Origin of the sequence: Nocardiopsis mangrovi (assembly GCF_042653925.1) — a bacterium.
GTDB classification, from domain to species: domain Bacteria; phylum Actinomycetota; class Actinomycetes; order Streptosporangiales; family Streptosporangiaceae; genus Nocardiopsis_B; species Nocardiopsis_B mangrovi.
In genome coordinates this window covers 1-10,918 of record NZ_JBHSFQ010000038.1, presented here as the reverse complement: position 1 = coordinate 10,918, position 10,918 = coordinate 1, and the positions used below count along the sequence as shown (strand labels likewise).

Annotated in this window: 12 protein-coding genes; 10 read left to right on the top strand and 2 right to left on the bottom strand. The window is 73.5% G+C overall.

Annotated elements, in window-relative coordinates; genetic code table 11:
• Window positions 1–10: 10 nt before the first annotated feature.
• The gene (locus ACFO4E_RS26625; RefSeq protein ID WP_378579419.1) at window positions 11–784 is read right to left on the bottom strand and encodes an RNA-guided endonuclease TnpB family protein; all 774 of its coding nucleotides are present in this window, start codon (window positions 782–784) and stop codon (window positions 11–13) included.
• A 286-nt stretch (window positions 785–1,070) separates the two neighbouring features.
• On the opposite strand from ACFO4E_RS26625, the gene ACFO4E_RS26620 reads away from it, so the two are divergent.
• A complete protein-coding gene (locus tag ACFO4E_RS26620; protein WP_378579418.1) occupies window positions 1,071–1,709 on the top strand; it encodes a hypothetical protein in 639 nt (212 codons plus the stop codon).
• Window positions 1,706–1,966, top strand: a complete 261-nt coding sequence (locus ACFO4E_RS26615; protein WP_378579417.1) for a hypothetical protein — start codon at window positions 1,706–1,708, stop codon at window positions 1,964–1,966. Before ACFO4E_RS26620 ends, ACFO4E_RS26615 begins: the two co-directional genes overlap by 4 nt.
• A gap of 26 nt (window positions 1,967–1,992) precedes the next feature.
• Here ACFO4E_RS26615 and ACFO4E_RS26610 read toward each other — a convergent pair whose 3' ends face one another.
• Window positions 1,993–3,183, bottom strand: coding sequence for an ROK family transcriptional regulator (locus ACFO4E_RS26610; protein ID WP_378579415.1), 1,191 nt, complete (start codon window positions 3,181–3,183; stop codon window positions 1,993–1,995).
• 802 nt (window positions 3,184–3,985) lie between these two features.
• Here ACFO4E_RS26610 and edd point away from each other — a divergent pair.
• The 8 genes from edd (at window position 3,986) to ACFO4E_RS26570 (ending at window position 10,825) form a co-directional block, all read left to right on the top strand.
• Window positions 3,986–5,800 carry a phosphogluconate dehydratase gene (gene edd / locus ACFO4E_RS26605; protein ID WP_378579413.1) on the top strand — a complete coding sequence of 605 codons (1,815 nt, stop codon included), beginning with the start codon at window positions 3,986–3,988 and terminating at the stop codon, window positions 5,798–5,800.
• Complete coding sequence (glk, locus tag ACFO4E_RS26600; protein ID WP_378579412.1) at window positions 5,797–6,807, top strand: glucokinase; 1,011 nt, start codon at window positions 5,797–5,799, stop codon at window positions 6,805–6,807. Before edd ends, glk begins: the two co-directional genes overlap by 4 nt.
• Entirely contained in the window at window positions 6,804–7,442 is a 639-nt protein-coding gene (eda, locus tag ACFO4E_RS26595; RefSeq protein ID WP_378579411.1) for a bifunctional 4-hydroxy-2-oxoglutarate aldolase/2-dehydro-3-deoxy-phosphogluconate aldolase, read from the top strand. The genes glk and eda overlap by 4 nt, the downstream gene beginning before the upstream one ends.
• Before the next feature lie 149 nt (window positions 7,443–7,591).
• Window positions 7,592–7,975 (top strand): ArsR/SmtB family transcription factor, encoded by a 384-nt coding sequence (locus ACFO4E_RS26590; RefSeq protein WP_378579410.1) that lies wholly within the window; start codon window positions 7,592–7,594, stop codon window positions 7,973–7,975.
• Entirely contained in the window at window positions 7,972–8,451 is a 480-nt protein-coding gene (locus ACFO4E_RS26585) for an SRPBCC family protein (protein WP_378579409.1), read from the top strand. The genes ACFO4E_RS26590 and ACFO4E_RS26585 overlap by 4 nt, the downstream gene beginning before the upstream one ends.
• 466 nt (window positions 8,452–8,917) lie before the next feature.
• Window positions 8,918–10,180, top strand: a complete 1,263-nt coding sequence (locus ACFO4E_RS26580) for an SGNH/GDSL hydrolase family protein (protein ID WP_378579407.1) — start codon at window positions 8,918–8,920, stop codon at window positions 10,178–10,180.
• A gap of 46 nt (window positions 10,181–10,226) precedes the next feature.
• Window positions 10,227–10,622 carry a copper chaperone PCu(A)C gene (locus tag ACFO4E_RS26575; RefSeq protein ID WP_378579405.1) on the top strand — a complete coding sequence of 132 codons (396 nt, stop codon included), beginning with the start codon at window positions 10,227–10,229 and terminating at the stop codon, window positions 10,620–10,622.
• A 29-nt stretch (window positions 10,623–10,651) separates the two neighbouring features.
• Window positions 10,652–10,825, top strand: coding sequence for a hypothetical protein (locus ACFO4E_RS26570; protein ID WP_378579404.1), 174 nt, complete (start codon window positions 10,652–10,654; stop codon window positions 10,823–10,825).
• The last annotated feature ends 93 nt before the right edge of the window (window positions 10,826–10,918 follow it).

Below are 10,918 nucleotides of genomic sequence, written 5' to 3'. Positions count from 1 at the left end.
TCCGGTACGGCTAAGCCGTACTGGGGCGGTCGACCGCGCCCCGCTGCCACGCAGCATCAGCCCGGTGGGCGATGTCGCGGGAGCCGTTGATGTCCGCATGCAGCACCACCCCGCAGGAGCGGCACGCGAACATGGCCTGCGACACCCGGTTGGTCCGGTGGATGTGCCGGCACTCGCAGCACCGGCGGGAGGTGTTGCGCGGGTCGACGACGACCACGGGCACACCCGACCGCCGCGCCTTGTACTGGATGAACGCGCCGAGCTGGGCGAAGGCCCACGCGTGCAGCCGGGACCGCCGGTTCTTCTCGGCCGTGACCCTCTGCCGGATACCGGACAGGTCTTCCAGTCCGATACCCCGGGAGGTGCGTTCAGCGGTGGCGACGAGCTTCTTGGAAACGATGTGGTTGCGCTGGGCCGCGTACCGCGACTCCCGGCGGCGGACCCGCTTCAGAGCACGCCTGGCGGACTTGGTCCGCTTCTTCTGAAGCCTGGTGCGCAGGGCGAGCATGCGCCGCCGGTGGCGGTTGACCCGCCGCACCGTCCGGGCGTCGAGGTTCCAGGTGAGTATCCGGTCGTCGTAGGGCTGGGCCGCGTCCTCACGGAAAGCGATCGGCGTGGCCTGCGCCTTGGTCCGGCGTTTGGCGCCCTCGGGGCCCAGATCGCCGGCTTTGATGTTGGCTTTCAGCGTGGCGTAGGCGTCCACCACCTTCTTGATCACGCGGACAGCGGGCTGCGCGGCGAGGTCGAAGGCGGCCTTGGTGTCGTGGTAGACGGCCTGCTGCAACGCGTTGCGCCGGAACAGGCCCCGGGTGTGCGCGGTCTCAGATACCCACGTTGCGGCGCGGTTGCAGGCGCGCAGGTCGCCGCCAATGCGTCCGAGTCATGAGCAGACGCAGGCATCAGCTTCACCTGCGCGACGATCTTCACGCAGAGCACCCTAGTACGACCGATCACCGGAAGTGACCTTGTCTTCACAATACGACGAAGCGGACTCCGCCGCTGCGCGGCTCCGCTCCGGGGAAGCCATTCCTCCCGGGGCTGAAGCCCCGGGCTCCCTGGCAAGAAAACAGGTGAGAAAACGCGTTGAATGCGGTCCGCACCCGCTGAACGTCATCCCGATCCCCGGCGACGGGCGGCGGCACGTGGGCCGCCTGGAGACCGTCCTGCACCGCCAGTGGGCCCCGGGCACGGTCCCCCCGCAGTCCATCCGCGACATCATCGACGGGTTCGCCAACCTCCCCTCCCACCTGGCCGAGCGCCTGGCCGACGAGGTCGACGGCATCTACGTCGGCGAGGGCTCCGTCGTCGACCTGGACCACATGGGGCACCTGCGCGGCGTGCGCACCGACCCCGACGACCCCCACTCCCGGCCCTTCGACCGGCTGGCCGGGATCTACCGCTACGGGGTGATGGCACTGGGCTCCCTGCCGCACGAGTCCATCTCGCTGGTCCTGCACGAGACCGGCCACGTCCTCGACATCGCCGACCAGATGATGTCGGAGACCCGCGAATGGCGTGACCTGCACAAGGCGTGCCTGCCGCTGCTGGAGAACCCCTACTGGCACAAGCGCCACGAGTGGTGGGCCGAGGCGTTCGCCCTCACCGCCTCCGACGGATTCGAGGTGCTCGACGACATGCTGGCCGGGGACACCGGACTCGCCTACGATGTCACCAGGTACTTCGAGGACAACTACGGGGTGATGGCATGACGCCGGAGATCGCGGTCCGGTACCCGGACGGCACCATCCACGTCGCGGTCGGCTACGCCGACCCCTCTGCGCCGACCTTCGCCTGTGGAACCGACGTCCTCAGCCCCGGCGACGACGACTACGACTTCTACGCCGCCCGCGCGGTCCCCGCGTCCGAGCACCACCGCACCCCTCCGCGCGACCCCGCCCGCGCCGCGGCCCTCAAGGCGGAGTTCCGCCGCCGCTACCGCCGCGACCACGGCCGCCGCTCGGCCTGATCCGCGCCCCCGGCGGGCTCACCGTCCTACCCGGCCGCCGCCAACCGGGCGTCGACCGCCTCGGGTGACAGGATGCGGTCCAGGACCAGGGCCGCCGCGCCCAGGAGGCCGGCGTCGCCTCCGGTGCGGCTGGGGACCACCTGGAGCCGTCGGGTGGCCAGGGCCGTGGAGCGGTGGAACACCACCTCGCGCACCCCGGCCACCAAGGGGTCGTAGGCCCGGGCGAGGTCGCCGCCCAGCACGATCACGGCCGGGTTGAGCACGTTGACCACCCCGGCCAGCACCTCGCCGATGCGCCGCCCGGCGCCGCGCACCAGGGTGACCGCCGCCGGATCGCCCCCCTGGGCGAGCGCGGCCAGCTCCCCGATCCCCGCGACGGTGCGGCCGCCGCGGGCCAGCGCCGCCAGCAGCGCGGGGCCGCCGGCGACGGCCTCCAGGCAGTCGGTGTTGCCGCAGCGGCAGGGCGTCCCCGCGCCGTCGCGGACCGGGATGTGCCCGATCTCGCCCGCGGCGCCCAGGTCGCCGCGCAGCAGGCCGCCCCCGGAGACGATGCCGGCGCCGATGCCGGTGGACGCCTTGACGAAGACGAGGTCGCCGACCCCGGTGTGGCATGCCCGGTGCTCCCCGAGGGCCATGGCGTTGACGTCGTTGTCCAGCAGCACCGGCACATCGAACCGCTCGGCCACCAGCGGCCGGACCTCCACGCCGCCCCAGCCCGCGAGCGCGGGCGGGGCCTCGGCGCGCCCGGCTGCGAACTCGACGGTGCCGGGCAGGCCGATACCGGCGCCGCGGACGTCGGCGCCGGTATAGCCGGCCTTGTCCAGGAGCTCCGCCCAGGTGTCGAGCAACCAGGGCAGCACGGCCGCGGGCCCCTCCGTCATGGGCGGGGCTCCGGCGGCCTGGGCCAGCACCCGGCCCGCGAGGTCGCAGACGGCCACCCGGCCGCGGGAGATGCCCAGGACGCAGGCGAGCACGGCGCCGGCCCCTGCGTTGAACTCCAGCCGGCCGGGCGGGCGCCCGCCACTGGAGGGACCGGTCCCGCCCTCGGTGACCAGCCCGTGGGCGATCAGCTCGGCGACGCGCAGGGCGACGGCGGGCCGGGACAGGCCCGTATGGCGCCCGATCTCGGTGCGGGTGGCGGCATCGCCGGTGCGGATGAGCCGCAGCACGTGGCCGCTGGAGACGGCTCCGGGGGAAGGCGCGGTGCGACGAGGCATGCCCCATTCAATCACGCTTTGGGGGGATTGACGGGCGAACTCAGGCGACTTATGTAAGAGATACTCCTTAAGTAGGGCTTGTTGTGTGACCGAAGTGGGCGCTATGTTGCCATACGTCCGCAACGTGCCCTGTGTCACGATCCGGACGCGGCAGGGCCCCGGACTTCGGGAGGGACCGGCCACGCCTCCCAGACACCCGATCCAGCGGGCCCCGACCGCCGCCCGGCCCCGACCCGGCACGAATAGGAACCCCCATGAAGACGAACCGACCACCCCCAAGTCCCCGGTCCGACATCTCCTGCACACCGCAGAATGACCGTCAGGCCCAACGACAAGTTGCAGAAACCGCACCTTCGCCACGACACCACCCCAGTTCACCAAGCCTGCTCCCCGCGCACGCGGGGATGGACCCCGCTTGTACTGGGTGACGAACGGTTCGGCCTCCTGCTCCCCGCGCACGCGGGGATGGACCCGCCCAGACCATGCGCACCGTGGCCGACTGGGACTGCTCCCCGTGTACGCGGGGATGAAATCGACGTGAGGGGACCTCTGGAAGCACCGCCGCCACCACCCGCTCCGTCTCTCCCCTCGCCACCGACCACCGTGCCCGGGCTTAGCCGGCAGCGACCGGCGCGCCCGTACTCCGACTCCTCGCGCACCATCCGCTGCCGGTCCACGGGGCTCCCTGCTCCCGGTCTGTGGGCGGCGCCCTCACCCCCCGCGGCCATCGCGGCCGCGTGAACGGCGGCGCGATCCTCCTCCGCCGTCCCGGTTCGCCCGACACACCCATGGAGCACCCCTGATGACCCTCCACCCACGCGTCGACGAGGTCACCCGGCGTATCGCCGAGCGCAGCGCCGCCACGCGCGCCGCCTACCTGGAGCGGATCCGCGCCGCGGCCGCCGAGGGCCCCGCCCGCGCCGGGCTGGGCTGCGCCAACCTGGCCCACGGATTCGCGGCCTGCTCGCCGGCCGACAAGCTGTCGCTGAGCGCCGACGTCAAGCCCAACATCGCCATCGTCTCCGCCTACAACGACATGCTCTCCGCGCACCGGCCGCTGGAGGACTACCCCGCCATCCTCAAGCGGGCCGTCGCCGACGCCGGGGGCGTGGCCCAGTTCGCGGGCGGCGTCCCCGCGATGTGCGACGGCATCACGCAGGGCCGCGCGGGCATGGAGCTGTCGCTGTTCAGCCGCGACGTCATCGCCATGTCCACCGCCCTCGCCCTGTCCCACGACATGTTCGACGGCGCACTGATGCTGGGGGTCTGCGACAAGATCGTGCCCGGCCTGCTCATCGGGGCCCTGTCGTTCGGCCACCTGCCGGTGGCCTTCGTCCCGGCCGGGCCCATGCCCTCGGGCCTGCCCAACACCGACAAGGCCCGCGTCCGCCAGCTCTTCGCCGAGGGCAAGGCCGGGCGCACCGAGCTGCTCCAAGCCGAGTCCGCCGCCTACCACGCCCCCGGCACCTGCACCTTCTACGGCACCGCCAACTCCAACCAGATGCTCATGGAGGTCATGGGCCTGCACCTGCCCGGCGCCAGCTTCGTGCCGCCGGGCACCCCGCTGCGCGACGCGCTCACCGCCGAGGCCGGGCGGCGCGTCACCGGCCTGACCGCCCTGGGCGACCACCACACCCCCATCGGCGAGGTCGTCGACGAGCGAGCGATCGCCAACGCCGTGGTGGCGCTGCTGGCCACGGGCGGCTCCACCAACCACACCCTGCACCTGGTGGCCGTCGCAGCGGCCGCGGGCATCGAGCTGACCTGGGACGACTTCGCCGACCTGTCGGCGGTCGTGCCGCTGCTGACCCGCATGTACCCCAACGGCGCGGCCGATGTGAACCGGTTCCACGACGCCGGGGGCACCGCCTACCTGATCGCCCAGCTCCTCGACAGCGGGCTCGTGCACGCCGACGTCGCCACCCTCGCCGGCCCCGGCCTGGAGCACTACCGCCGGCGCCCCGAACTGGGCGCCTCCGGCCTGGCCTGGGACGACGAGCCCAAGACCAGCGGCGACACCGCGGTCCTGCGCCCCGCCGACGACCCGTTCTCCCCCGACGGCGGACTGCGCATGGTGGCCGGCAACCTGGGCCGGGCCGTCGTCAAGGTCTCCGCCGTGGCCCCCGAACGCCACGTCGTCGAGGCGCCCGCCCGGGTCTTCGACGACCAGGCACAGCTCCAGGCCGCATTCGACGCCGGCGAGCTGGACGGCGACCTCGTCGCGGTGGTCCGCTTCCAGGGCCCGCGGGCCAACGGCATGCCCGAGCTGCACAAGCTCACCCCGCCCCTGGGCGTGTTGCAAGACCGCGGCCACCGGGTCGCGCTGGTCACCGACGGCCGCATGTCCGGCGCCTCCGGCAAGGTCCCCGCCGCCATCCACGTCTCCCCCGAAGCCGCCGCGGGCGGCCCACTGGCCCGGGTGCGCGACGGCGACCGCATCCGGCTCGACGCCACGGCGGGAACGCTGGAGGTGCTGGCCCCCGACCTGATGGAGCGCGCGCCCGCCGAACCCGCCGCCGGCGACGCGGTGGGCACCGGGCGCGAACTGTTCGCCGCGCTGCGCCGGGCGGTGGGCCCCGCCGAGCAGGGCGCAGGGGTGTTCGGGGCCGCTCTGTGACCGCCGCCGCCCAGATCCCCGCGCCGCCCGTGCCGGCGCCCGCGGCCGGCCGGCCCTGGCTGGTGGCCGACATCGGCGGGACCAACGCCCGGTTCGGGCTGGTCGACTCCCCCGCGGCGCGCCCGCGCGACGTGCACCGCCTGTCGTGCGCCGACCACCCCGACCTCGCCTCGGCCGCGCTGGCCTACCTGGAGCGCGCCGGCGGCGCCCGGCCGGGCGCGGCGTGCGTGGCCGTGGCCGGGCCGGTGGGCGGCGACCGCATCCGGCTCACCAACGCCCGCTGGGACTGCTCGGCCGAGGACACCCGGCGCCGGCTGGGGCTGGACCGCATCGAGGTGGTCAACGACTTCGCGGCGCTGGCGCTGGCCCTGCCCCGCCTGGGCGCGGGCGACGTGCGCCCGCTGGGCGGGCCCGCGCCGGCGGCCGGCCTGCCCATGGCGGTGCTGGGGCCCGGGACCGGCCTGGGCGTCGCCGGGCTGCTGCCCCTGCCCGGCGGCGGGTGGGCGCCGGTCTCCGGCGAGGGCGGCCACGTCGGCCTGAGCCCGCTCGCCGACCTCGAGATCGAGGTGCTGCGGGTCCTGCGCGCCGACCAGGGCGCCGTCACCGCCGAGTGCGTACTCTCGGGGCCGGGTCTGACCCGGCTGCACGGCGCCCTCGCGCGGGTGCACGGCGCGGCGGCCGTGCCGCTGTCGGCGGAGCGGATCTGCGCGGCGGCCGACGACCCGCTGTGCGTCCTGACGCTGGAGGTGTTCTGCGCGCTCCTGGGCGGCTTCGCCGGGGACTGCGCGCTCACCCTCGGCGCCACGGGCGGTGTGTTCGTGGGCGGGGGGATCGCGCCGCGGATCGCCGGGGTCCTCCAGAGCAGCGATTTCCGGATCCGGTTCGAATCGAAATACCGGATGACCGATTATGTGAAGGACATCGCCACCGTGCTGATCACCGCGCCGACCCCGGCGCTCCTCGGCGCGGCGGCCCGACTCGACCAGTGCTTGGAGACCGCCCGATGAAGCCCCGCACAAGCGACGACCTGTTCGCCCTGGCCCCGGTCGTCCCGGTCGTGGTCCTCCAGGACGCGGCGACCGCGGTCCCCCTGGCCCGCGCCCTGGTGGCCGGCGGACTGCCCGCCATCGAGGTCACCCTGCGCACCGGCGCCGGGCTGCCCGCCATCGAGCGCATCGCCGCCGAGGTCCCCGGGGCCGTGGTGGGCGCCGGCACCGTGACCACCCCCGAACAGGCCGCCGACGCCGCCAAGGCCGGTGCGGCGTTCCTGGTCAGTCCCGGCTGCACCCCGGGGCTGCGGCAGGCCATGGCCGGCACCGGGCTGCCGTTCCTGCCCGGGGTGGCGACCGCCTCGGAGGCGCTGTCCCTGCTGGAGGCCGGCGTGACCGCCATGAAGTTCTTCCCCGCCGAGGCCGCGGGCGGGCGCCCGCTGCTCAAGGCGCTGTCGGGCCCGCTGCCGCAGGCGCGGTTCTGCCCCACCGGCGGCATCACCCCCGCCAACGCGCCCGACTACCTGGCGCTGCCCAATGTCGGGTGCGTCGGCGGCACCTGGCTCACCCCTGGCGATGCCCTGGCCTCGGGTGACTGGGCGCGCGTCACCGCCCTGGCCGCCGAGGCGGCCGCGCTGCGGCCCTCGGCCTGACCCCTCCCCACCGCGCCGCGGGCGCCCCCGGACGGGGCGCCCGCGGCGTCGGCGTCCGCGGCGTGGGCGGGCGGTCCGGCCGAGGGGTTGACGGCGACGGCGGCACCGCATAGATTCTTAGTCAACCAATAGATTGATAAAGAGAAAGGTTGACGACACTGCCATCGGACGGACCACCGGCGCCGGAGACCGGCGAACCCGACTCCGACGCCGCACTCGACCGCGCCTTCATGGCCCTCGCCGACCCCGTACGCCGGCGGATCATCGCCCGCCTGAGCACCGGGCCGGCCACCGTCAACGAACTCGCCGCCCCGTTCGACATCACCAAGCAGGCGGTCTCCAAGCACATCCAGGTCCTCGAACACGCCGGCCTGGTCACCCGCACCCGCGAGGCCCAGCGCCGCCCGGTGCACCTCAACCCGGGCGCCCTGGAATCCCTGACCTCCTGGATCGACACCTACCGGCTCATCCACGAACGCAGATTCCGGCGCCTCGACGCCATCCTCGACACCAAGGGAGACACCGAGCAATGAGCACCAACCCCGTCACCATCACCGCCCCCGACGGCGTCCCGTTCATCGAGATCACCCGCGAGTTCGACGCCCCGGTCGCGGCCGTCTTCCGCGCCCACAGCGACCCCGACCTGGTCAAGCAGTGGCTCGGCCCGCACGGCTACGACATGGACATCGAGTCCTACGACGTGCGCACCGGCGGGCGCTACCGCTACGCCCACACCGACGGCTCCGGCGGCACCTACTCCTTCAACGGCGTCTTCCACACCGTGCGCCCGGACGAGCTGATCATCCAGACCTTCGAGTACGAGGGCACCCCCGGCGTCGTCAGCATCGAGACGCTGAACCTGGAGGACATCGGCGGCGGCCGCACCCGCCTCACCGCCCACAGCACCTTCCCCTCGGTGGAGGCCCGCGACGGCATGGTGAGCAGCGGCATGGAGCAGGGCGTCAGCGAGGGCTACGAACGGCTCGACGGCGTCCTCGCCGGCCGGTGAGCGCCGAACGACGATGAGCGTCCGCGGGCGGAACCGGTCCCGGCGCTGGGCGGGGGCCCGAACGGCGCGCCCCCGCCCACGTGCACGGATCACCGCCGCTGACCCGGTGGGCGACCACGAGGAGACACCGGCGCGCAGGGGTACGGACGCCGCAGCCCCGACCTCCGGCCGGGACCCGGTTCCCGACCGCGCCGTCGCCGCCCGGACGGCGCGGTCGGCGCGAGCTCCCCCGGTCGTACATCCGATGCGTCCGGGGCCCGGCGGTGTCCGAAAGGGGCTAGTCTTTGGTCACTTGACGCGTTTCCGCCCTCGTTCGGGCCTCGGGGAGCGGCATCCCGCACCGGGTCGGCCCGCTCCCCCGCGGTCCCGGCTCCGGCACGCCTTGGCCCCGCGGACGTCCGAACGGCCCCGGGGCGGAGCGCCCGCCCATCCCGCGGCCGACCGCCCGATGTCCGAGGAGACCACCATGCCCCCCACCAGCCCGGCGGCCGCGACACCCCAGGCCGACGACGAGCGCTGGGTCGGCACCTGGGCGGCCGCGCCGGCCACCGCGCCGACCTCGGCGATCCCGGTCCTGCGCGACGAGACCGTCCGGCAGGTCGTGCACACCAGCATCGGCGGCGACCGGTTGCGCCTGCGCCTCACCAACGAGTCCGGCCGGACGGCGCTGCGCGTGGGCGAGGTGCGCGTGGCCCTGCGCGCGGGCTCCTCGGGAACCGACACCGACCCGGCCACCGACCGCCAGGTCACCTTCGGCGGCAGCGCGTCGGCGACCCTCCCCGCAGGCACGCCCCTGCTCAGCGACCCGGTGCCGCTGGAACTGCCCGCGCGCTCCGACTTGGTCGTGAGCATGTACCTGCCGGAGGAGACCCCGGTGACCACCCTGCACCCCTTCTCCACCCAGGAGAACGCGGTGGCGGCGGGCAACGTCACCGGCGACAAGGCCGTCGAGGCGGTTCTGGCGCCCGCCCAGTGGTACTTGCTGTCGGGGGTCAGCGTGCGGACCCGCGGCGGTGACGCCGGCGCGCTCGTGGCCCTGGGCGACTCCATCACCGACGGCTTCCAGACCGAGGTGAACGCCAACCACCGGTGGCCGGACCTGCTCGCCCCGCGGCTGCCGCACACCGGCGTGCTGAACGCGGGGATCTCGGGCAACCGCCTCCTGCACGACCCCAATCCGCCCGCGGGCGGCATGGCCGAGTACTTCGCGCCCTTCTTCGGGCAGAGCGCCCTGCGCCGCTTCGACCGGGACGTGCTGGCGCACCCGGGGGTGCGCCACGTCATCGTCCTGCTCGGCACCAACGACCTGGGCCACCCCGGCACCATGGCCCCGGTCTCGGAGACCGTCACGGCCGAGGAGATCATCGGGGCCCACCGCCAGATCATCGCCCGTGCCCGCACCGCCGGGCTGCGGGTCTACGGGGGCACCATCCTGCCGTTCACTACCGACAGCCCGGAGATCGACGACAAGCGCCAGGTGGTCAACGCCTGGATCCGCACCGGCGGGGAGTACGACGCCGTCATCGACTTCGACGCGGTGATGGGCGACCCGGCCGACCCCCTGCGCCTGAACCCCGCCTACGACAGCGGCGACGGCCTGCACCCCAACGACGCCGGCATGGCCGCCATGGCCGACGCCGTACCGGCCGGCCTCTTCCGCCCGCAGCGGCAGGGGGCATTCGCCACGATCTCCGGCGAAACAACTACAAGTAGTCTTTCGAATTCATAGGGTGTCCAAGTAATGGGGTCGAGGGCCCCGTGAAAGGAAGGCACCGATGGCGACACCGGTCTCCACCGACATCAAGGCCGCGAAGAACAGCTCCTGGGTCCGCTGGCTGCCGAACGCCCTGCCCGCCGCCGGCTACATCACGCTGACGAACTCCGGCGACAAGGACATCAAGGTCACCAAGATCACGAGCCCCGACTACAAGCGCATCGAGATCTACCAGACCGTCACCGACTCCGAGGGCTCGAAGACGGTCAAGCTCGACGGTCTCACCATCCCCGCCGGCGGCGAGTTCGCACTGGTGCCCGGCAGGTACCACCTCATGCTGGAGAAGCCGACCCGCCTGATCACCCCCGGCGACAACGCCCGCGTCATCTACTTCCTCGACAACGGCACCGTCTTCAAGGTCAGGATGCCCGTCCGCACCTCCTCCGAGCTGTACTGACCCCGCCCGCGCCACCAGGAGGACCCGCGATGAGCGGCTACCACCTCATCCTCGGCGACGACAAGGCCGAGGCACCCGGCGCCGTCACCGACCTCGTCGTCAACGGCACCGCACTCGGCATCGACCCCCTCCTGGCCACCGACGCCGGCTCCCCCGAGCCCCGCACCGGCTTGGCGGATTCTTGGGGTCCTCGCAACACCTGATGGCTTACGTGGTCGTCAGTAGATCACGCAGGCGCTCGGCTGGGGTTTTCCAGTCGAGCGTTTTGCGTGGTCGGCCGTTGAGTTGCTGGGCGA

Coding starts and splice junctions, on each gene's coding strand:
- edd (WP_378579413.1), top strand. CDS start 3,986: ATGACCCTCCACCCACGCGTCGACGAGGTCACCCGGCGTATCGCCGAG.
- ACFO4E_RS26580 (WP_378579407.1), top strand. CDS start 8,918: ATGCCCCCCACCAGCCCGGCGGCCGCGACACCCCAGGCCGACGACGAG.
- ACFO4E_RS26615 (WP_378579417.1), top strand. CDS start 1,706: ATGACGCCGGAGATCGCGGTCCGGTACCCGGACGGCACCATCCACGTC.
- ACFO4E_RS26585 (WP_378579409.1), top strand. CDS start 7,972: ATGAGCACCAACCCCGTCACCATCACCGCCCCCGACGGCGTCCCGTTC.
- ACFO4E_RS26570 (WP_378579404.1), top strand. CDS start 10,652: ATGAGCGGCTACCACCTCATCCTCGGCGACGACAAGGCCGAGGCACCC.
- ACFO4E_RS26575 (WP_378579405.1), top strand. CDS start 10,227: ATGGCGACACCGGTCTCCACCGACATCAAGGCCGCGAAGAACAGCTCC.
- eda (WP_378579411.1), top strand. CDS start 6,804: ATGAAGCCCCGCACAAGCGACGACCTGTTCGCCCTGGCCCCGGTCGTC.
- ACFO4E_RS26610 (WP_378579415.1), bottom strand. CDS start 3,183: ATGCCTCGTCGCACCGCGCCTTCCCCCGGAGCCGTCTCCAGCGGCCAC.